The 21617-nt window shown below is 70.1% G+C and carries 18 protein-coding genes and 1 pseudogene; 8 read left to right on the top strand and 11 right to left on the bottom strand.

What is annotated here, in order from left to right:
- Positions 1-1416: phosphopyruvate hydratase (gene eno, locus AB0I16_RS17705; RefSeq protein ID WP_363250291.1), on the bottom strand; the 1416-nt coding region annotated here is incomplete at its 3' end.
- A gap of 293 nt (positions 1417-1709) precedes the next feature.
- On the opposite strand from eno, the gene AB0I16_RS17700 reads away from it, so the two are divergent.
- The 5 genes from AB0I16_RS17700 (at position 1710) to AB0I16_RS17680 (ending at position 5467) form a co-directional block, all read left to right on the top strand.
- On the top strand, positions 1710-2132 hold the full coding sequence (locus tag AB0I16_RS17700) for a MarR family transcriptional regulator (protein ID WP_363250290.1): 423 nt from the start codon (positions 1710-1712) through the stop codon (positions 2130-2132).
- A gap of 31 nt (positions 2133-2163) precedes the next feature.
- Positions 2164-2538: a hypothetical protein gene (locus AB0I16_RS17695; RefSeq protein ID WP_363250288.1), complete on the top strand. Its 375-nt coding sequence runs from the start codon at positions 2164-2166 to the stop codon at positions 2536-2538.
- 317 nt (positions 2539-2855) lie between these two features.
- Positions 2856-3068 carry a cold-shock protein gene (locus AB0I16_RS17690; RefSeq protein WP_363250287.1) on the top strand — a complete coding sequence of 71 codons (213 nt, stop codon included), beginning with the start codon at positions 2856-2858 and terminating at the stop codon, positions 3066-3068.
- Between the two features lie 299 nt (positions 3069-3367).
- Positions 3368-5194 (top strand): hemopexin repeat-containing protein, encoded by a 1827-nt coding sequence (locus AB0I16_RS17685; protein ID WP_363250286.1) that lies wholly within the window; start codon positions 3368-3370, stop codon positions 5192-5194.
- A gap of 12 nt (positions 5195-5206) precedes the next feature.
- Entirely contained in the window at positions 5207-5467 is a 261-nt protein-coding gene (locus tag AB0I16_RS17680; RefSeq protein ID WP_363250285.1) for a hypothetical protein, read from the top strand.
- A gap of 133 nt (positions 5468-5600) precedes the next feature.
- On the opposite strand, the gene AB0I16_RS17675 is transcribed toward AB0I16_RS17680, so the two are convergent.
- From AB0I16_RS17675 to AB0I16_RS17655, 5 genes are all read right to left on the bottom strand, one after another.
- On the bottom strand, positions 5601-6038 hold the full coding sequence (locus AB0I16_RS17675) for a hypothetical protein (protein WP_363250284.1): 438 nt from the start codon (positions 6036-6038) through the stop codon (positions 5601-5603).
- Positions 6035-8179, bottom strand: a complete 2145-nt coding sequence (locus AB0I16_RS17670; protein ID WP_363250283.1) for a site-specific integrase — start codon at positions 8177-8179, stop codon at positions 6035-6037. The genes AB0I16_RS17675 and AB0I16_RS17670 overlap by 4 nt, the downstream gene beginning before the upstream one ends.
- A complete protein-coding gene (locus tag AB0I16_RS17665; protein WP_363250282.1) occupies positions 8176-9975 on the bottom strand; it encodes a hypothetical protein in 1800 nt (599 codons plus the stop codon). The genes AB0I16_RS17670 and AB0I16_RS17665 overlap by 4 nt, the downstream gene beginning before the upstream one ends.
- Positions 9976-10067: 92 nt before the next feature.
- Positions 10068-10415, bottom strand: a complete 348-nt coding sequence (locus tag AB0I16_RS17660; RefSeq protein WP_363250281.1) for a hypothetical protein — start codon at positions 10413-10415, stop codon at positions 10068-10070.
- Between the two features lie 326 nt (positions 10416-10741).
- On the bottom strand, positions 10742-11635 hold the full coding sequence (locus AB0I16_RS17655) for a site-specific integrase (protein WP_363250280.1): 894 nt from the start codon (positions 11633-11635) through the stop codon (positions 10742-10744).
- A gap of 508 nt (positions 11636-12143) precedes the next feature.
- On the opposite strand from AB0I16_RS17655, the gene AB0I16_RS17650 reads away from it, so the two are divergent.
- Entirely contained in the window at positions 12144-12575 is a 432-nt protein-coding gene (locus AB0I16_RS17650; protein ID WP_363250279.1) for an SgcJ/EcaC family oxidoreductase, read from the top strand.
- Between the two features lie 88 nt (positions 12576-12663).
- Here AB0I16_RS17650 and AB0I16_RS17645 read toward each other — a convergent pair whose 3' ends face one another.
- Both AB0I16_RS17645 and AB0I16_RS17640 read right to left on the bottom strand, forming a co-directional pair.
- The gene (locus AB0I16_RS17645) at positions 12664-13056 is read right to left on the bottom strand and encodes a DUF393 domain-containing protein (protein ID WP_363250278.1); all 393 of its coding nucleotides are present in this window, start codon (positions 13054-13056) and stop codon (positions 12664-12666) included.
- A gap of 75 nt (positions 13057-13131) precedes the next feature.
- Positions 13132-14274 carry an RICIN domain-containing protein gene (locus AB0I16_RS17640; protein ID WP_363250277.1) on the bottom strand — a complete coding sequence of 381 codons (1143 nt, stop codon included), beginning with the start codon at positions 14272-14274 and terminating at the stop codon, positions 13132-13134.
- 767 nt (positions 14275-15041) lie between these two features.
- Between AB0I16_RS17640 and AB0I16_RS17635 the strand changes: the two are divergent.
- Both AB0I16_RS17635 and AB0I16_RS17630 read left to right on the top strand, forming a co-directional pair.
- Positions 15042-16324 (top strand): annotated as a pseudogene (locus AB0I16_RS17635) (MalY/PatB family protein).
- A gap of 49 nt (positions 16325-16373) precedes the next feature.
- Positions 16374-16880 (top strand): DinB family protein, encoded by a 507-nt coding sequence (locus AB0I16_RS17630; RefSeq protein WP_363250276.1) that lies wholly within the window; start codon positions 16374-16376, stop codon positions 16878-16880.
- A gap of 34 nt (positions 16881-16914) precedes the next feature.
- Here the strand turns inward: AB0I16_RS17630 and AB0I16_RS17625 are convergent, their stop codons facing one another.
- From AB0I16_RS17625 to AB0I16_RS17615, 3 genes are read right to left on the bottom strand one after another with little or no spacing between them, the layout of a single operon-like run.
- The gene (locus AB0I16_RS17625) at positions 16915-17949 is read right to left on the bottom strand and encodes a sulfotransferase (protein ID WP_363250275.1); all 1035 of its coding nucleotides are present in this window, start codon (positions 17947-17949) and stop codon (positions 16915-16917) included.
- A 49-nt stretch (positions 17950-17998) separates the two neighbouring features.
- Entirely contained in the window at positions 17999-18889 is an 891-nt protein-coding gene (locus tag AB0I16_RS17620) for an alpha/beta hydrolase (protein ID WP_363250274.1), read from the bottom strand.
- Positions 18890-18919: 30 nt separating this feature from the next.
- A complete protein-coding gene (locus tag AB0I16_RS17615) occupies positions 18920-21580 on the bottom strand; it encodes a SpoIIE family protein phosphatase (protein WP_363250273.1) in 2661 nt (886 codons plus the stop codon).
- Positions 21581-21617 lie beyond the last annotated feature (37 nt).

Here is a 21617-nt window from a genome sequence, read left to right as displayed (position 1 = left end):
GCGGAAGCGCTTGAGGCCCTGCGCTGGTCCCTGTCGACCGGGGTCGCACCCGTCATGATCACGAGCGCGCTCGCGCAGGGTGTGCGGGAGGCGCAGCGCGGCGCGGCCCGCGTAGCGCGCCGAGTCGCCCAGCTCCTCTTCGATCCGGATCAGCTGGTTGTACTTCGCCGTGCGGTCGGACCGGGAGAGCGAGCCGGTCTTGATCTGCCCGCAGCCCGTCGCCACCGCCAGATCCGCGATGGTGGTGTCCTCCGTCTCGCCCGAGCGGTGTGACATGACGGCCGTCCAGCCCGCCTCGTGGGCCGTGGCCACCGCGGTCAGCGCCTCGGTCAGGGTGCCGATCTGGTTGACCTTGACCAGGACCGAGTTGCCGACGCCGGTGCGGATGCCCTCGCGCAGCAGCGCCTCGTTGGTGCAGAACACGTCGTCGCCGGTGAGCTGGCAGCGGTCGCCGACGCGGGCGGTCAGGTCGCGCCAGCCGTCCAGGTCGTCCTCCGCCATCGGGTCCTCGATGGCGACGATCGGGTAGGCGTCGATGAGCCTGGCCAGGTGGTCGGCGTGCTCCGAGGGCGTGCGGCGCACGCCCTCGCCCGCGTAGTCGTAGACCCCGTCGCGGAAGAACTCCGACGACGCCGGGTCCATGATCAGTCCGATGTCCGCGCCGGGGCGGTATCCGGTGCGCTCGACGGCGGCCGTCACGAAGTCGAGCGCCTCCTCGGCGGTACGCAGCGCGGGCGCGAAGCCGCCCTCGTCACCGACGCCCGTGGAGTGCCCGGCCGCCAGCAGGTCGCGGCGCAGGGTGTGGAAGACCTCGCTGCCCATGCGGACGGCTTCCGCGAAGTTGGCCGCACCGACCGGTGCGATCATGAACTCCTGGAAGTCCAGCGGATTGTCCGCGTGGGCGCCGCCGTTGACGATGTTCATCATCGGCAGCGGCAGGAGGTGGGCGTCGGCGCCGCCGAGGTAGCGGTAGAGGGGCTGGCGGTGGGCCGCCGCGGCGGCCTTGGCGGTGGCGAGGGAGACGCCGAGGATCGCGTTGGCGCCGAGCCGGGACTTCGTGGCGGTGCCGTCGAGGGCGACCAGCGCGGCGTCGAGTCCCGCCTGGTCCGCCGCGCTCCGGCCGCGCACGGACGCCGCGATTTCTCCGTTGACGTGGGCCACCGCGCGGTCGACCCCCTTGCCGTGCCAGCGCGCGGAGTCCCCGTCGCGCAGTTCCACGGCCTCGCGGGCGCCGGTGGAGGCACCGGAGGGGACGGCCGCGCGCCCCAGGGAACCGTCCGCAAGGACGACGTCGACCTCGACCGTGGGGTTGCCCCGGCTGTCGATGATGCAGCGGGCGGTGACGGTCTCGATGGCGGCGTCGACGGTGCCAACTGCTCCGACTGCTCCGATTGCTCCGACTGCCTTCGCGGACATGGGAGTTCCTTCCGTTGCCGTGTGCCGTGGCCCTGGCTGCGACGACGCTGGCGCTGACCCCGACAACGCGGACTCTACAGCAAGGCTGAACAGTTCGGCTGATCAGTTTGGCTGTGCAGCTTTGCTGTTCAGCGCTCAGTGCCCAGAGCGGCGCCTGTGCGGTGCGCTGTGCGCCGTGCAGAGCCGCCGTGCAGCGGCACGGCACAGCGTTGCCTTTGCTCGTCGTCCTGCTCGGCCCCGCTGCTGCGCAGGTCAGGTGTCCGGTCCTGCCGGCCGGCGGGATAAAGTGCCCTATGCCCACCTCGGAAGCCGCCGCCATCGCCGCCGAACTTCGTACCGCGATGGGCAAGCTCACCCGGCGCGTCAAACACGAGGACCGCATCCCGCTGGGCCAGGTCGCCGTGCTCGGCGCTCTCGACCGCAACGGCGCCATGACGACCAGCGATCTCGCCGCCGATCAGCGCGTACGCCCCCAGTCGATGGCCAGGGCTGTGGGACTGCTCATGGAACAGGACCTGGTCACGCGCCGGGCGCACCCCACGGACGGCCGCAAGTCGCTGGTGGAGCTGTCGGACGCGGGCAGGGCCGCGCTAGAGGCGGAGCGAGGCCGCAGGGTCGGCTGGCTCGCGCGGGCCATCGAGTCGGAACTCACGGACGAGGAGCGGGAGTTGCTGGCGCGGAGCGCCACTCTCTTGGACCGGCTGGCCACGCGCTAGTCGACGCGTCACCCGGGCATGGAGCCGGATCGTGGAATGGCTGGCCGAGTACGCCCCGCCGTCGTACGCGGCACTTGAGCCCGGCGCTTCCGACGACGAGATCGTGGCTCTCGAAGAAGCCCTCGGCGTGAGCGTTCCGGCGGAGTCGCGGGCGCTGTGGCGGTTGTCCGCCGGTGAGACCGGTGAGACCGGTGAGACCGGTGAGACCGGTGAGGCCGGTGAGACCGGAGAAGTGCGCAAGTGGACCGGGTTCGGGGAGCGCGAGCGGCAGTACGAGTCGCTGCCCGCCTACCTGGAACTCATGGCGACGTCCAGCTCCTTCATTAGGCAAGTCACTTGTCGGGATGGAGGTTGTCGCCCTGCCTTGGGGTATCGCCGAGGTGAGCCTAAAGGGGCCACGGGGTGATCTTGCCGTGAGGACCCGGCCCGTCACCCGTTCGGCCCAGTGTCGTTGGTGGTGATGTCGACCATCGCCTGAGGTCTGGGGTGGGTTGTGACCTCGATCGAACGGACCGCGTATCCGCGGTTCAAGCGGCTGATCACCGCGCATGAGCTGCACGGCGCCACCACTCCTGAGCAGCCAATCGGCCCCTTCGGGGCGCTGGCCCGAATCTGTCCCGGAGGTGAATCACGCTGGCCAATGGCCTGATCTCCCTACGTCGGAGGGGCCGGAGTGGTGTGATTGGGGTTGATCATCACCCCCTCAGAGAGATCGGCGGCAGCGTGAGCAACCGACAGACCGGCACTGTGAAGTTCTTCAACGATGAGAAGGGGTTCGGCTTCATCGCCCCTGACGGTGGGGGCGAGGACCTGTTCGTCCACTTCAAGGCCATCGAGGTTGACGGCTTCAAGGCCCTCAAGGAGGGGCAGAAGGTGTCCTTCGTCGCCGAAAAGGGCCAAAAGGGCATGCAGGCCGCGCAGGTCCGTCCCGAATAGCTCTTCTAACGTGGTCGCACCTGCGAGTTCCCCTCGGGCGCAACTACCCCAGCCAGCAGCCCCCGGACAGGGGCGCTCAAACATCGATGGCACACGATCAATGCTCGATGGCACAGGGTGCTTTGGCACCAACCGCTGCCCCGTTGTTCGCCGAGGCCGTTGCCGGGGCAGCATCGAGGTGTTTTGGGTCTATAGCACCCAAAATGCCGCAAAATCGAATGTTCATTCGTTATGGGGGGCGTCGGGGCAGCCCGACACGACTTCATGCTGCGGCTGAAGTGCTCCGAGATGGAGACCAGATGACGGCAAACACCAGCACGTGGCAAGCATCTGCAGAGGGCAGGCAGGAGCGCTTGGACCGATGGCGGCGGATGCTGGCGGGAGCGCCAACTGTCGCGTCACATCGGCGGCAGCGGCGCCAAAACCCTGAAACGAATGTGGCGACAGGGGTATGGCTGCACACTGCGGCGCGCGCGGAGACGGGGCGGGAGCTGACCGAGTGGGAGCAGTCGTTCCTGGCGCCGCTAATCGGTGTGCTGGGGGAGGGCGAGGTGCGGGCGCTGGGGCGGGCCTACCGTGAGCAGCGGGATGCCGGCACGGTGGCGCTGGTGCCGCAGGCGGTCGTGCGGCGTGGCCTCGACGAGCCGTTCACGCCCGAGGACGTCGCTGCGCGCATGCGGGCCGTCGGGGAACTGGCGGCCAACCAGCCCAACGTCGCGTGGGTCAACCGCACCCGCCTGCTGGCGGGGGAGCAGTTGGAGACAGATGCGTTCAGCGACGCAGCCGATGCCTACGGCTACGGCCTGACCCTGTTCAACGGCGCCCAGTTCGGTACCGCCACGCAGGAACAGACAGACGGCAGCGCGCCCACGGATGGGTCGGCATCCAACACGCCGTTCAGGGCGAAGCTGGAGTGGGCCGGGTTCCGCTGCCGCCAAGCGGCCGGCGACCAGTGGGGCGGTGCCGACGAGATCTACTGGACCGCGGCCTGTCAGTCCCACAACTACAAGTTCCACACGCGCACCGGCGAGACAGGCAGTGTGTCTGGCAACAACGACTACCCCATCTCCGGCGAGCATGGCACCGGGAGAATGGCGTTCTTCGACGCCAGTTTCACCGGCAATCTCAGCGCCTTGATGATCACGTGCTGGGAGGCCGACCAGTCCAACGCCGAGTGGTACACCGCGCTGGGGAAGGCGCTCGGGGACGCCGTCGACGCGCTGAGTCTGGTCGATTTCGCGCTGAACTTCGTCCCTGGTGCGGACATGCTCGGCTACATGATCACCGGGATGAGCCTCCTGGCGACCTTCTGGGAGGCCCTGCGCAACCACGATGACATGGTCCTCACCCGCGGCTTCGCCCTGAACCGGTCGGACCTGAAGGCGCTGTACTACACCGAAGGCCGGCGCATGACCTTGCAGTTCAATGCGCGCTCCTCGGGGATGGGCCACTTCGCCCTGCATGTGAAGTACACGGGCGACACCCCTCCGGGACCTCCTCCGGAGGGAAGCTTCCAGTTCCTCGCCACCGGCTGGACCGGGCTGCTCGGCTCCTCTTTCACCCGCAACCTCGACGCCGCCTGCCTCGCTCCGGGCAGCGCTACCGACGTCTACCTGTTCCAAGGCGACCAGTACATGCGCTACGACTGCCGCAGCGAGGAGGGCCGCCAGAGCAGGCTGTCCGACGGCTGGCCTGGCCTGAGGGGCACGAACTTCACCAGCAACCTCGACGCCGCCTGCCTCATTCCGGGCAGCACGACCCACGTCTACCTGTTCAAGGGCGACCAGTACGTCAACTACGACTGCCGCAACGAGCGGGCCAGCATCGGCAGGCTCTCCGACGGCTGGCCTGGCCTGAGGGGCACAAACTTCACCAGCAACCTCGACGCCGCCTGCAGCGTTCCCGGCAGCTCCACCGACGTCTACCTGTTCAAAGGCGACAAGTACGTGCGCTACGACTGCCGCAACGAACGGATCCGCAACGGCGTCCAGAACATCATCACCGGCTGGCCGCGACTGGCCGACACCGAGTTCGCCTACAACCTCCAGGCCGGCTGCGCCGTCCCCGGAAGCGGAAAGGACGTTTACCTGTTCAAGGGCGAGCGTTACGTGCGATACACCATCTGACATGCCCTTCCCATGTGGCCCGCCCCCGCGTGGTGCAAGGGCGGCGGGCCACAAAGCAGTAGAACCAACAGTGCGCCGCAGGCACACTCGGCCGCCGGAGAGCTCACCATCGCCTTCGAGGTCCTGGAAATGGCCGCCGAACCCGGCCTCACCCTCACCATCTACACCGCCGCACCCGGCTCGCCCTCCGAAGAAGGACTGCGCCTGCTCGCCTCCTGGGCTGCCACCCAGAACAGCGACAGCCCCTCCACCACAAAGAACGCGGGCCGGTAGCGACACCACACCGGGCAGCTGGGCCACAAAGAATCATGGTGGTCACCTCTCATGGTGCTCGGCGCGGATCTGGTCGACGACGAGCGTCACTTTGCGGTCCTCTCGTGGCGGTGTTCATGGGAGGTGCCCAGCTTCATTCGGGCACTCGTCTGGTTTCTCGCGGGCCCGGAAGCCGGGTGACCTGCTGAGCCGCTGCGAGTTCTTCGCGGGCCTGCTCTAGCTCCAGGGACAGCTCGGTGGCAGCGCGCACCAGGGCGCGAACCCGTTCGCGCTCCGCCGCGAGATCCGTCTTGACCTTCCCCAGGGCCTCGCGCAGTGCGATGTTCTCGTCGGCCATGTCCTGGACGACCTGCGGGGTGAAGTACTGCGCCTTGGCCCGTGCCCGGAACTCATCCACAAGCTCTTTGTGATCGCCGTAGACGACGTCGCGCCGTAGCCCGCACTCGGCGATCAACTCGGTCCCCGTGAGCTTTCCGACGGGCGAGCGCAGGGGTGTCCCAGCCAGAAGGCGTTCTGTGGCGGCGCGTATGTGCTGACGTTCGACTTCCCGGTCTCGGTTCTTCCGCGTCATGCGACCCGACCGCCTTCCACGTGCGTGGCTTCCGCGCGTGACGCCTCGTGCCGCTCGATCACCGCGCAGATCTGCGCCGCTTGTGCGGAAGCTCGGTCCCGGCGCGGACGTGGAGTCATCGGGTCACGAGCCTCGGTTTTTAGGACGAGCAGCCGCATGCGGTGATCGGCGATGTCCCGGTCGGTGTAGGCGAGGTTTGCGCAGGTGCTGTGACACAGCGATTCGTCGGGCCCATCGTCGGCGGGAAGGCCGAGCAGCAGCTTCTCCTTGCGGCACTCGGCGGTTTCGGCACGATGGACGCAGGTCATGGCTTCGCCGTGATGAATGTCGGTGTCGCTCTGCTCGAGGAGCCGTTTGACGCTGGCCTGAGCGCGTACGGTGCGGCCGAGGAAGGTCGCTGCGCCGGCGGTGCGGCGACGGTACTCAGCTGCGGCCGGCCCGCTGACGTGCTCGTTGTCCTCATCCAGGCGGGTCCAGTCGTCCTCGGACTGCTCGAGGACCATCTCCAGTCGCTCCACGGCGACGTCGTCCAGCCAGGAATCGTCACCGGTGGCAGCGTAGTTCAGAGTGACTTTCGTCTTGAGATGGCCGTACTGCAGGGCAGCGGCGATGAGGCCGCGGGGTCGGCGGACGATGAAGTACGCGAGGGTGCGGCGGAAGCGCGACGCGTGCAGGTGCTTGATGGGATCTGGAGGAATCGCGACGCCACCATCGGCGGGGGTGAAGGTGGAGTTCACCCAGTCTTGGAGTCGCTGCAGCTCACGGATGGTCTTGCTGGAGCCCCACGTCAGGGTGCCCATACGATGACTCTTGCGGCCGCTGCTGCCAGGCAGGCGGGTGGGGAAGAGCAGGTCGGTTGCGTGCAGCGTCTCCAGCAGGTCGATGGCCTGGTGTACAGGGCGGACGACGGCCCAGGGGCGGCTGGCCGGTCTGTGTGACTCGGCCGCGGTGCGGTTGTGGCCCTTGCCGCGGTGCCCGAGCACCAGCAGCTCCCCGGAATCGGGATCCTCCGCACGGCAGTCGCGGCGGAGATTGGACACTTCCCCGGGGCGCATACCGGATAGATAGGACACGGTGACGAAACATGCCGCCGTCACCACCCAGACAAGTTCGGGAAGTTCGGACGCCGTGATCGGCTTGTCCCTCCATGGGCGCCCGTCGACCTGACCAGTGACACTACCGATGAAGAAGTCCCCGGCCACCGGAATCCCGGAGGCTTCGGCGATCGAACGTGGCGCGAGGCCGAGGGAATTGGACAGCACCGGAAGCCCGAGGAGGCAGGCCAGGTACTTGTAATCGATTGCGCCGGGGTTCTCGGGGTCACCTGGCAGTGCGACACCCGTGCGGTGCGCATCCCGGAGGAAGAGGTTCATGCGCTCGGTGCGCGGCAGCCCGGCAAACCGCGCCTGCCCGGGATGGGTTCCGGTGTACAGCTGACGGAACTCTCGCCAGGCGTCACGGACATCCGGGCCGATGTCTTCGACGATCCGCAGGGTCCAGTCCAAAAGGGGGATCATCGTGTCCACCGCGATCCTCGCGGTCTTGTTGCCGCGGCCGGTCTGGATGTCCTCCGCGAGCTCGCCCGGAGAACGCCCCTGCCACGGCTCCGCGACGGGCATACGGCATTCCGGAGACAAATACGATGCATAGGCCCACACGGCCCGAACTGCACTCAAAAGCTGACGGCGCGTGCCCGTGCTGGCCTGGATGGACCGGACATGATCCAGATACAGGTCGAGATCACGGTCGTTCACTTCGCAGAGCCGATCGATGCCACGATGCCGCAGCCAGGTCGCAAAAACGCGCAGACGCTTGAACCAATTGCTCACCGTGGAGACGCTCGCCTGATCGATCCCCGTGAACCTGCCCAGAGCGGGCGGGTACGGGCTGTCTAGGGTCGCCAGGATGAAGACCCGGAAGTCGTATTCCAGCAGGCTCGGGTACGTCGACCAATGGAGCGTGATCGATTGGGTGTGCTGGTCCGGCTGCGCTTCCGCCAGCGACCAGACACGATCCCCGACCCTCGACAGTGCCGCGCGGTCGGTTCCGTGCCGTACAGACCGGGTATGGAGCACTTCCCTGTCCGCAAGCGCGCTCAGTAGTGACGGCAGGGTAGCGGCACCGTCCTTGGCCTTGGTCATCGCAGGTCCATCCGTCCGGCCATCAGATCGTTGATCATTTCCGACTGGCGCCCGGTGAGCCGTCGGCGTGCCTGGTCCTGCTCGGACTGGTGGTACTGCCCCACCAGGTCCTCGAGTCGCTCATGGTGCACCGCGTGTCGCGCGTTCCACGTCGCTACGTCGGTGTGAACCTGCAGGTTGCTCAGTTGATCCAGAGCGGCTATTTGCAAGGGGAGTTGGTGGGGCAGCGCGCGGGCGTTCTCGCATCCCAGGCAAGCCAGGAACGATTCTGCGCAGGGTTCGCCCGGAGGGGCCCCAGGGCTGCTGAGGTGATCGGTGCACCCCGCCAGGACGGTGTCCTGTTCACCGGAGACCAGACGGTGAAGGACCGTAGGGTCCAGGTCAGCGTCCCGGGCGGCGCCCTCCAGGTCGGAGGCGGCCCGGGCAACCAGTGCGGCCGGCAGTACAGTGATGCTGCGTCGCTTGCGGGCAGCGGCGACTTGGGAGCGCAGTGCGTCCGCGACGACGACGCGGGACTGGGTAGCGACGTCCCTGCTGCGGGCGAGGTAGTGGTCGTTCATGGTGGACCGGGTATGGGCCACCGGGCGCCGCTTGCGCTCGATGCCGGTCTGCCGCAGCCGCCGCGCCTCCACCGGCTCGACTCCGTCCTTCGTGGGCTCCTTGGTAGGAAATCCGTGCTGAACGGACCATCGGGCGATGTTCTTGGCGTCGGCCCCACGCGTCCAGCGTTTCGCTCCGGATGTCTGCGTCCGGAATCCGGCGAAGGCCGAGCTGTGGCCGCCGTGGCGCCTGGCGAGCTGCGTCAGGTCCAGCAGCAGTTGGTAGACCCGTAGCGGTGAACGAAACAGCCGGGACTCTGGGTCATCGGCGACCAGGAGAACGGCCAGTTTTTCCGGCACATCTTCCACGGGTGTCACCATGTGCTCGCGCTCCGGGCCTCGCCGGGGCTTGGATGCCTCGATCAGCGCGATCTGGGGAACTCCCTCGACTCCACCATCCGGCCGGTAGTGCGCGGCGGGCCAGGCTGCCACCGTGCCGAAGTTCTCCGCGGTCAACACCGTCAGCAACAGGCCGAACGCCGTCAACTCCCTTGAGGAAAGGCACAACCGCCGAGTGATCTCCTGGGATCCTCCCAGCTTCCACACCACCCTCACCATGGTGCCTCCAGGCGCGCGTGGAAGATCGCCCGTGCGCTCGAAGACGTCCAGCAGCATGCCGAGCTCGTGGTCTGGATGCCCGGACCCGACCTGTCCGGCTTGGTAACGGGCCAGGAGATCCTGGCCGGCCCGGATGCGGTCCCGCGCCACCCGAACGTCGTGCCGCAGGGCGACCATGATCCGCTGCATGGCGTTGTCGTCGTATGCCGGGACGTCGGAAAGCTCCGTCACCTCCGGCATCCGCTCCTTGTACAGCGCGTCTCGCACCTTCTTCGACAGCTTCTCGTCATCGCGCCACAGCTGCCGGAGCCGATGAAGGTGGGTGCACTGCGAGGCGGCGTTTCGTCCTTCCGTGTGCTTCCACAGCTCCAGCACGTGCGCCTCAGTGACGTCGCCCGGCCCCCGGACGGTCGGACTCTGGACGGAGAAGTAGCGGGCGAGCCAGGACAGTACCGAGTAGAGGCTCTCGGCCCCTCTCACCCGCTTAACGCCCGAACGCGGCGAAGTACGTTCCGCAAAGGCGGAGGCGAACCAGCACTGCAGGCCCTCATCAATCACGACCCGCTTCCCCTTGGGGTCCTGGATGTTAGCGAAGTCGAAGACCCGCGACCGGGCGCCGGACTCCTCGATGACGCGCACCGCAGTACCCCCCGATGCCTCCAGCAGCCGCTCCGGAGGCCGCCAGTCGCTCGGCGGCATGCCCGCCTGGCGCCCGCCGCGCCCTACCCCGCTCACGCCCGGCCCCCCGTCTGAACGTGGGCGGCCGGACGAGCGACGCTGGTCAGCGTCCGTCCACCCTGCTCCGCCACGGTGCGGATCAGCGCCTCGACCGCTTGGGTCTCCTCGCTGTCCAGCAACTCCATCAAGTAGTCGACCTGCAGCGCGGTGAACGGCTCCAGGTACGCGTCCCGCGTTGTGGACGGGTCCGCGTGCCCCAACATGAGGGACAGCGCGTACCACACGCCGCCGAACATCTCCCGGATGTCCAAAAGTTCCTGCTCGGTGAACCCGTCCAGCTGGGGCTGCCACACCGTCGAGAGCAGCGAATACCACTTGAGGGCGAAGGAGTGCCGGCACATGTGCGGACGGCACCACAACGGCACGAGCCCCTCACCCCCGCCTGCGCCCAGACCCGCTGAATCCGCTCGTTGGCAGCCGTGAACGTGTCCTCCCAGCCCTCGAACTTCTTCGGCATCCCGTTCGGCGACAGCCACAGCGCCAACGGCTCCAGCCCAGACGAGGTGCGCCGGAACAGCAGACGGCGCTCGTCGGGGCCCAGCACGTCTACCGAGAGCGATCCCCCGCCCTCCAGATACAGCAGCCGGCTTCGGGCGTTGTAGCCACGGACCACCCGCTTATACGGGATCTTCTCGTAGGTCCCTCGCCGTTGGGCCCGGCGTATCGCCTACGTCCGGGAACCCTCCAATAGGTCGGCGTAGCCCTCGATCTCCCGCAGCACCGCCCTCGGTATTCGGTACCACCGCCCCTCCTTGGCGCCCTTCCCGCACGCCGCCGCCAGCCAGGCCCGTGCAAGACGGCCTCCAGCGGAACGTGGCATCTCTACATCCAGGACGCTTCCCCACTCCTGAAGGCGCAGCCCCGTGCCGTACAACCCGTCGACGAAGACCGCATCCCGGTCCTCGTTCGGTCCCGACCAGCCAGCTCTGCGCAACCCGTCGAAGCCGTAGCCGCGCAGACCGACGTCCCGCCACTGCTCGAAGGGCGCACGCAGCATCCACTTCACCTGCCGACCACGTGAACCCGCTGGTCGGAGCCCATCGCGCCGCTCTCGTCCAGGACCGACCTCTTGTCCAAAACGGCCGCCGGAGTTCGTTGCCAGGGCGACCCCGGACACCGGGTTCTGGACCCCGTACTTCCCGAACGCCCAGGTGTAGAAGGTGTTCAGAGCGGCACGGTCTGTGTCGAAGCTGGCTGCCTTGATCCGGTCGTCGTTACGTACATCGGTTAGGCGCCAGTCCTTGAACGCCTCCACGTCCCGGGCCGTGGCCTCCCGCCAGCCCCTTCCGAACACCTGCAGGAAGTTCAACCACACGACCAGCGTGTACGCGTACCGCTTCCAAGTCCGGGCCCCGCGCCCCTTCATCGGCGAGACGCGAAAGAACAGATTCACGCCTGGATCGGCAAAGCCCGAGACAGTGAACAGGACCGGCGTGCCATGCTGAGCTCCGTTCCTCGCCGCCCGGTCGTGCAGATCACCGAATCCTCCGAGCATGACCTCACCCAAGGACGGCGGCGGCTTCAGAAAGTCGTAGAACTCGACACTCCAGCGATCCCACATCACTTCTCCAAGGGCGAGCCATGAGCCGATTACCCGACAACTCTGAGAAGCCTAGTGAAGCGCACGGTTCGACCGGCGGCTCCTGGAGGCGATCCCGCCGCACTGTCCGGCGTTGCTGCCGCGGTGGAGGGGCATCGGCCCGCCTGATGGCCGATCCCCGCGGCGACCGGGCCGTACGCGCCGTCGTCAACGGCCGCCGCGCCTCGGGCTAGGCCGCACGCCTCGTGCCCGGCCACGGTCCCGGTCCCGGGGCCGGAACCGCCGCCACCGCCAGGCGCATCAAGGGCAGGGCGCGGCCTGGCGAGGAGCAGCCCGGAGGAGAGGCCGCGAGGGTACGCGACTGTCGCCCCTCGCGGCCCGCACCACGTACCCCGCCGCGCCGACGCCTCGGCCGCCCCGCCGCTCCTCGGCAGTGACACTTGACCTCAAGTGGCCTTGATGTCTGAAGATCTGGTCAAGGGCGGACGGACCGCCCCGTCACCCGACGACCTGTACCGGGAGAGTCGCCATGCGCACCGAGTCATCCACCGCCGAGGCCGCGGAAGTCGCCGCCATCCGCCAAGTCGTCGCCGATGCCGTCGAGTTCCAGAACGACGTGGACCGGTTCATCCCCTTGCACACGGCCGACACGGTCGTCGTGAACTTCGGCGGACGCCGGGTCGCGGGGCGCGGCGCACTGACCGAGGCGATGCGGCAGGCCCTGGCGTCGCCACTGGCCGACGTGATCACCACCGTCGACGTGGAGGACATCCGCTTCCTGCGCGACGACGTCGCGATCGTGGCGAGCGTCAAGCATGTGTCCGACCGCCGGCAGCCGGGGGCCGACGGCGAACCCGTGACCCCGCTGCACGCCACGTCGGGCCGGCTCACCCACATCCTCGTGAAGGAGGGCGGGACCTGGCGGATCGCTTCCGCGCAGACCACCCCGATCCTGGGCTGACCGGCCACCACCGACCGCGACCGGCCGCCCCGCAGTGCCGCCCCGTAGCGCCGTGCCGTCACACCAGGGCGACCGCGACGCTCGGCGACTAGGCGCGGGGCGGCTGTCCGCCGGGCGGTGTGCACGCCGCGGTGCCGCCCAGCCGGTGGCGGTTGTCCGCCACGAGCCGGTAGACACCGAGGGCGGCCCAACGCGCCGGTGGCAGCGTGAGGACCGCTCCCGCCACGCTCCACGCGCCGCCCGCGCTCAGCAGCAGTCTGGCCACGGCCTGCGCGCCGCCGTAGACCCTGCCCACCGGCGTCACCCAGAGCACTTCGTGCTGGGCGCGCTCCGCCGACACGCCCAACGCCGCGAGGTCGGCCCGCTGCCAGGGCGTGACGTCACAGCGCGGGCGTACCCTCCGTTCGATGACCCGCACCGCCGAGGTGCAGAAACCGCAGTCTCCGTCGAAGACCAGCACTGGTCTGTTCCGCGTACGCATACGTCCATCGTGCCCCGGGGGCGGCGCGCATGAAGGGCTCGCCGTGCCCGGTGATCCGTCGCCGTCACCCCTCCGTCACCGTCGTGACGGAGGGGTGCTTCCCGCGGCTGTCTGCGGAGGGGGAGTCAGTTCGATCCGGAAGTCCTGGTCGGCGGCCCCGGAGCAGCGGCCCTGGATGATCTCGGCTCCGTCATGGGTGTCCTGGTGGCGCAGGCTCAGGCAGTGCCCTGAGCCGACCGGGCGGATGCGGAAGTGGCCCGTGGAGGGCGGGCCGAAGCGTTCGATACGGAACTGCTGGGCCCGGTTGTCCTCGGCGCAGTCGTCGCGGGGTTCGAGCAGGTCGCGCCCCGGCCCGCTCGGCAGGACGGTGAGGCACCCGATGCCGTACTTCGGGTGGTGCCACTGGATCTGCACGGTGTCCCTGCCCACCGGTTCGAGGTACAACTGCGGCGAACCGGACTTCCCGCACCGGCGTTGAGCGGCGACGGCGGTCTCGTACCGGCCCGTGCGGTCCCGGCCTTCGGTGAGACACAGCTCCGGCGTGCGAGCGGGGTGGATCTGGGCCCAGCTGCCCACGGCCAGCATGCGCAGCCCGGTCACCGGCATCGTCGGCAAGGCGGCCGGCTCCGACGCGTCGCGGAGCACGCTGCTGGCGCCGAGCGTGCCCAGGACCCCGATGAGCGCGGCGCCGAGCAGGCCGGCCATGCGGCGCCACCGCGCGGCGGTCCGTGCGCGGCCGGTCGTGTCCGAGGCCGGAGCCGCAGGGCCGTCGCCATGGCCGTCCCCCTGGTCTCCCGGCCCACCCGTCTCACCCTTGAGGACATCGCTTCCGGAAGCCGTGCCCCCAGGGGCCTCGTCCTTGGGGGCCTCGTCCTTCGCGGTGCCCTCGTCGCCGAGCGGCACCGGGTCGGCGGTGGCGATGCGGCGGCGCGCCTCCAGCCACTGGCGGGCTTCCTCTTCGCCCAGGCCGCACGCGCGCGTGAAGGCGTCGACGAACTGTTCGCGGGGCAGGGTGACGCGGCCGAGAGTGGTCGCGATCGTGCTGGCCGGAAGTGTGTCGGAGTGCGCGGTGGCCTTGCCCTCAAGCTGGCGGTAGGTCAGCCCGGACCAGAGCCGCAGCGTGCGCAGGGCGGCCGTGAACTCGGCAGACGTCCGGGCCCGAGCGGGCTGGGGCGATTCCTCCGGTGGCGCGGCCAAGCCGTCTCCCTTCTGACCCATTACTTCAGCATGACCCCACAGCGGACCATGGGGCACCGTCTAATCCAGCCTTGTTCGCGCCTGTTCGGAACATCGTGAGCCCTGTTCCGAACAGACGCGAACGCTGAATTCCCTTGTCGGACCGGTGACTGTGCCGACAGTCTCGGCGGGGTCACCTCGCGCGGCCCGAACGGTCGGGGGGCCTCCTGGCCGGCGAGGGACAGCACGGCCCTGTCGGCCGGACCCGCCCCGGGCGAGGCGGCGGCCGACCGGTGCCGTGCAGGGGGGTACGCCGAACCGAAGGAGCACCATGCGCACTCGTGCACGATCTGCCGGCCCCGTGAGGGGCGCCGCCCGGCCGCCGGCCGGTGGTCCGGTCGCGGTCGTCGGCCGGGCAGACCCTGCACCCGCCCGGGCGGGCATGACGTCGACTGCCGCGCAGGGCTCCACGCGGTAGCCGTACCCCCGCACCTCCACGTGCGTAGAAATCCGGCTACCTCTGTATCTCCTGTAATCCCCGTAATCCTCGTAATCCCTCGTACCGTACTGGAATCCGGGGCAAATGATGGACCACCGTGGCCTCCGTACCGCAGCCGATGCCGCAACCGCCGAAAGCGGTGACGCGAGCAGGTGCGAGGCCACTTCTGAGGGGGGACCTTGCTTCGCTGTGGGGCTGCCGATCACGGCTCCCACAGCGAAGCAAGGGGGCTGGCCGGGCGCCTGCCGTGCGCTGGCGCGCCGCCTCCCGATGCTTGCGCCGAGGGCGGCGTGACGGTCCAATACGGAAGATGACCTCTGTCGACGGACGCGCCCCAGGAGACGCCCATGCCGGGCGAGGGCAGCACGCGAACCCCCTGGAAGAGCTCTCGCTGGAGCGACTCCGCCGGCGCGGGAGCATGAAGTGGCGCACCCACCCGGCCGACGTCCTGCCGCTGTGGGTGGCGGAGATGGACGTCATGCTCGCGCCGCCGATCGCCGACGCGCTGCACGAAGCCGTCGCCGCCGGTGACACCGGCTATCCGGCGGGCACGGCGTTCGCCGAGTCACTCGCGGGCTTCGCCTCCCGGCGCTGGAGCTGGGACGGTCTCGACGTGGATCGCGTGGCGCTGATCCCCGACGTGATGACGGGCGCGGTCCAGGTGCTGCGGCTCGTCACCGACCCCGGCGACCCGGTCGTCGTCAACTCGCCGGTCTACGCGCCCTTCTACGCCTTCGTCGAGCACGACGACCGCCGGATCGTCGAAGCGCCGCTCGGGCGGGATCTCCGGCTCGACCTGGACAGGCTGGAGGAGACGTTCCGGCACGCCCGGCGGCGGAGCGGCACCGGCAAGATCGCGTACCTCATGAGCAACCCGCACAATCCGACCGGTACGGTCCACACCTCCGAGGAACTGGCGGCCGTCGCGGAGTCGGCCCGCCGGTACGGAGTCCGGGTCGTCGCCGACGAGATCCACGCCCCGGTCGTGCTGCCGGGGGCCCGGTTCAGCCGTATTTGAGCGTGCCGGGGGCCGAGGACGCCTTCTCACTCATGTCGGCGACCAAGGCTTGGAACCTCGCCGGCATCAAGGCGGCGCTCGCCGTCGCGGGGCCCGCGGCAGCCGGTGATCTGCGCCGGATGCCCGAGGAGGTCCACCACGGTGCCAGCCACCTCGGCGTCATCGCGCACACGGCGGCCTTCCGCCACGGCGACGCGTGGCTCGACGCGCTGCTGACAGGGCTCGACGCCAACCGGGACCTGTTGGGCCGGCTCGTCGCGGAGCACCTGCCCGAGGTCGGCTGCACCCGGCCGGAGGGAACCTACCTCGCCTGGCTCGACTGCCGCCCCCTCGGCCTCGCCCCGGAACAAGACGCCCCCGCGGCGGAGAAGGGCCCAGCGGTGGTCACCGACCTGGCGGGCCCCGCGAAGCTGTTCCTCGACCGGGCCAAGGTGGCCCTGTCGTCGGGGCACGTCTTCGGGACGGGCGGAGCCGGACACGTCCGCCTGAACCTGGCCACGTCCCAGGCCATCCTCACCGAGGCGGTCACTCGCATGGGACGGGCCGTGAGGGAGCGGTCGCACTGCCGTCCGTAGGGCCTCAAAGGCTTCGACATCGGCCGTGTGTTCGGGGATGCTTCGCGGGATGACCAGAATCGATGACACACCCGCCGCGTGGGACGAGCGCACCCAGCTCACCACGTTCCTCGACTACACGCGTGACACCGCCCGCGCCAAGTGCCGGGGCGTCTCCGAGGAGAACGCCCGCAAGGCGCTCCTGCCCGGCTCACCGCTGATGACCATGAGCGGACTGATCAACCACCTCCGCTGGGTCGAGTACTACTGGTTCCAGGTGGTCTTCCTCGGCGAGGAGGACCAGGGCCCGTGGACCGAGGAGGACCCGGACCGCGAGATGCGTATCGCCGTCGACTTCCCGCTCCCGCGGCTGCTCGACGAGTACGCCGGACAGAGCGCCCGCTACCGCGAACTGGTAGCCGGGCGCAGCCTGGACGACAAGGCCGAGGGAACCGTCCGCGGCGGCCTCCGCGTCGACCTGCGCTGGATTCTCCTCCACCTCACCGAGGAGACGGCACGCCACAACGGCCATCTGGACATCCTGCGCGAGATGCTCGACGGCACGACCGGCGACTGAGCGGCGGCTGCGCCTCGTGGCACCGGGCCGGCCGTCAGACCGGCCCGCCGCCCAGGGCCCGGGTGCCCGGGGCGCAGCTCTCCTTCAGTTCACGGAGTCCGGCGGCCGTCAGCTGACGCCGCGCCGAACCCCGGCGGCTGCCGTCGAGCGTGGCGGACGCGCTGTCCAGCCACCGCGGCGAAGGCTCGACGCCGACGAAAGCGGCCAGGCGGGCGAGTTCGTCGCGCGGGGCGTCGAGCAGATCCTCGTAGGCGAGTGACAGGCGCCGGTCTTCGGGGAGACCGGCCAGGAACCGCGTCCCCTCCGTGACCAGTTCCGACCACAGGGCCCCGAAGCGCCGCACGGGCAGGTCCCGGTCGCGTACGAGAGCGGGGTCGAAGCGCTCGGCGAGCAGCGGGGCAAGCTCCGGCGGCAGCGAGCGCACCATGTCGTCCGTGAGCTCGCCGAATCCGGCGACGCCCGTCCTCTCCCTGATCTCCCGCATCATCATGATCACGCGAAAACCCGGGTGGCGGCTCATGGACAGGGCACAGTCAGGACCGTCCCGGAAGAGGTGCACGAACCTTGCGTACGGGAACGCTGCCCGCAGCCCCGGTGCCCACCCCGTCGAGTAGCCGGAGCGTTCCACGACGGCGGTGCGTCCGAACCGCTCGCCGAGCCACGCGAAGAGCGCTTCGTGATGCGCGGCGGCGGTCCGTTCGGGCCACGAGAGGACCACCGGGCGCACTTCGTCGAGCAGGCCGTCCGGGTCGTCGGTGAGGTGGGGCAGGACCATCAGGGAGAGGGCGGGGATGCCCGCGGGATCGTCCGTGTACCGCCCCGGGCGGCGTGTGTAGAGGAACTCGGGCATCAGCAGCCCGCTGCGGATCATGCCGGCGAAGTACGGGGTGGGCCGGAAGAGGGCATCCCAGAAGTCCGCACCCGACAACGGCCCTTCAGGGAAGGCCGCGTCACCCACCGAAGCCATGTACTCGTTGAGACTGAGCACGTCGGGGTGGGTGTTGAGGATGCGGGACAGCGCGGTCGAGCCGCTGCGGCCCGTCCCGATGACGAAGGTCAGGCTGCGCACGGTCACCCTCCGGGAGGCGTGGGACGAACGTTGCTGGACAGCGAGCGGTTCAGCACTCTATCCGAGCGTGGGCATCGCGTCGTCCGAGCGTGAGCATCGCCTCGCCGACGTCGCCGACCGCCGCGTCCGGGATGTGCGTGGCGGCCTCCTTGAGGGCGAGCAGCCGTGCCCCGGGGATCTCGCGCGCGAGCGCCTCGCCGTTGCCGACGGGGAAGAACGGGTCGCGGTGGCCGTGGACGACGAGCGTCGGGACCCCGATCTCGGGCAGGCGCTCGCGCCAGCGGGGCCGGCAGTCGAGCCGGGAGAACACCATGCCCAGCTGGTTGGCCAGGTGGACCAGGGGCGCGGAGCCCGGCGTGCGGTCCCAGACGCGCGCGGCGGTCGCGTACGCGGCGGCGGGGTCGTCACCGAGGATCTCCGCGCCGGTGGCGGCGTACCCGGCGACCGCGTCACGGTCGGTCCAGTCCGGCATCGGCCGTGCGAAAAGCCGGCCCATGGCCGCCGGGTCGTGGTCGGGGAGGTCGTCGTCGGGCGGTCCGGGCGCGACCGGGCGGGTGCCGGCCAGGGTGAGTGCGGCGAACGCCTCCGGGTGGTCGAGGACGGCGACCTGGGCGACCATCCCGCCGACGCCGATGCCCGCGAGGTGCGCGGGCCGGCCGCCGAGCGCGTCCGCGAGAGCCGCCGCGTCGGCGGCGAGATCGCGCAGGGTGTACGCGGGGGCCTCCGGGTCCCGCGTCGTCGACCGCCCGCTGTCACGCAGGTCGTAGCGCACCACCCGGCGTCCGCCGGCGGCGAGGCGCTCGCACAGCGCGTCGGGCCAGGAGAGCATCGTGGTGCCGCCCGCGAGCAGGACGAGCGGGGCGCCCTCGTCGCCGAACGACTCGAAGCCCAGGGCGACCCCGTTGGCGTGGATCGTGCTGTCATTGCCGATGTGACTCATGTCAGGGCAGACCCGGCCCGCCGCGTGAACTCATCGCTCCCGCGCGGGGGAGACGTCCGCGTCGGACGGCGGTTCGGGACGGATGGCGAGTACGGCGATGTCGTCGGCGCTGTCGGCCCCCAGGCCGATCAGCAGCTCGTCGCAGAACGTCTCCAGGGGCTCGCGTGCCAGCCTCGTCGCGTACCGGCGCAGCCGGTCGAGACCGCGGTCGAGGGGCTCGTCGCGCCGCTCGATCAGGCCGTCGGTGTACAGGAGCACGGTCGAGCGGGCCGGCAGCACGGTGGCGGCCGTCCGGCGGGGCATCGTGGGCTCCACCCCGAGGAGCAGCCCCGAGCCGCCCTCGATGTAGCGGGCGTCGCCCTCCCAGGTGGTCAGCAGCGGCGGCAGATGGCCCGCGGAGGAGTGCGCCAGCTCCCACGGACCCCGCGCGGCGCCCTTCACGAGGCCGTAGAGGCAGGTGGCCGTGGCCTCCCGGTACAGGCTGTGGTTGGCCAGGTCCAGGCGGCGCAGCACCACCTCGGGCGGCTCCTGGCGGTCCATGGCGATGCCGCGGAGCATGCTGCGCAACTGGCTCATGGCGATGGCCGCGTCGAGGTTGTGCCCGGTGACGTCGCCGATGACGACAGCGGTGTCACCGTTGGGCAGGCCGAAGCTGTCGTACCAGTCGCCGCCGACCTGCGCGGTGGTGGAGGAGGCGGCGTAGCGGGCGGCCAGCTGGAGGTTGTCGACCTGCGGCAACGGGGGCAGCAGGGAGCGCTGGAGGCGTTCGGCGATGTTGCGGGTCTGCTGGTACAGGCGGGCGTTGTCCACGCCCAGGGCCAGGCTGCGCACCAGATCGCCGACCAGGGACAGGTCCTCTTCCGTGAACGCCCTCCGCTCGGTCGTCCGGGTCACGGTCAACGCGCCGAAGATCTCGCCGCGGGCGCTCAGGGGCGCGACGACGGAGCTGCCCGCGCCGAGCATCCTGAACAGCTCCAGGTAGTCGGCGTCCAGCGCGCTGCCGGCCTGGTTCGTCGGCGGGGCACCGGTCAGCAGCAGCGGTCCCGCGCCGCGCAGGGCCCGGGCCAGCGGCCCGCGGGACGCCTCGGAGACCGGCGGGAGCCTGCCCTCGTGCACCACGGGACGCGGCCCCAGTACGTCGCTGAGGGCGACGCAGACCCGGTCCATCTCGGCGTCCTCGGTGAAGAGGTCCACCACGCACCAGTCGGCGAGACGCTGCGTCAGGAGCCGGCCGACCGTGCGCAGCCCCTGCCTGAGATCGAGGCTGTTGCTGAGCGTGGCACCCGTGTCGGCGAGCAGCGTGAGGCGGTCCAGCGGGTTCATGTCCGTCTGGGCGCGGCTCGTGTCGCGGGCGGGCTCCGGGGCCGGTGGCGCGGGTGCTTCGGTGTCCTCGGGGAGCGGTGTCACCTCGCTGTGCGGGTCCGGCGTGTCGAGGGAAGCCGCTGCCCGGGGTGCGAGCCGGGCGACGAAGACGGTCTGCCCGTCGCCGGTCTCCTGCGTCTCGATGTACAGCCGTACGGGTACGACGTGGCCCTCGCGGTGCAGCGCCGGCAGCGGCACGGAGCGGCCCACGATGCGGGCCCGACCGGTGAGCAGCAGGGAGGTGAACGCCGCGCTGTGGCGCCGGCGCAGGTGTTCGGGGATGAGCGTGGTGAGGCGCCGCCCGACGAGGTCGTCCGGCTGCCAGCCGAGCAGGTCGGCGGCGGGCCCGTTCGCGGCGATGATGCGGTTGTCGGCGTCGGCGACGATGGTGGGGGACCGGCTGGCCCGTACGTGGCCGGCGTCCCAGGGCAACAGCTCCGAGACGCTGACCTCCGGTTCATGGGGCATCACGGTCCAGGCCGTGGGGCGCTCCCCGGCGAGCTGGCCCAGGACCTGGTCGAACATCCAGTCCTGGAAGGCCCGACCGCGGGGGAGAGCGGGCAGGGTGAGCAGATGTTCCTCGCGGGCCGCCTCCTCGGCCGCGACGAGCACCTGGCGCAGGACGCGCACCGCGGGCGCGGCACCCGCCGGCAGCGGCAGCCGCATGGAGCGCAGTGGCGCGTCGGGAAGCGGCCCCGCCGACACGACTGCCGTGCAGGCACTGAGCACGTGGTCGATGTCGTTGGCGGTGAGCAGGTCCTCGGGGTGGATTCCCGGCACGCTGCCCGTGGTCAGGGCGAGCGTCAGTTCGCGCAGCACCGCGTGCCGGTGCTGCTGGCTCGCCGAGTACAGGGCGCTGGGCACGTCGACGAGCGTCACCGTGCTCCCGGAACCGGCGCGCGGGACCGCCGTACCCCACCCGGGTGACGGCGGTGCCGGACCGTCCGTCCACAGCTCGAACCACACGGTCTTGTGCCGTACGCCGACCTCCACCCCGTGCCGCGATGCCAGGTGCTCGACGAGGGGCAGCCCCTGACCCGCACCGGTGTACGGAGGGCAGTTCCGCGGCATGGGTTCGCGGTCCGGCCGGTCATCACTGACCTGCACGCGGATTCTGCCGTGGAGGAACTGGACCGACACCTCGGCCTCGGTGCGCGCGTGCAGTACCACGTTGGTCACGAGTTCGCCGACCAGCAGCTCGGCCGTGTCGGCCGGCTCGGCGGGGACGCCTTCGAGAGCGGCCCGTACGAGTCGCCGGGCCGCCGCCGCGCTGGTCGGCGCCTCGGGGAACCTCCGTGACACAGTCTCCGGTCGGTCGGCGTCGCGCATACCACCAGTGTGGCCTCGCGCCGCCCACCTCGCGCCC

This window comes from Streptomyces sp. NPDC050703 (assembly GCF_040654435.1).
GTDB lineage: Bacteria > Actinomycetota > Actinomycetes > Streptomycetales > Streptomycetaceae > Streptomyces.
Note: the sequence above shows the minus strand (reverse complement) of the source record. Positions and strands in the feature narration are given on the sequence as shown.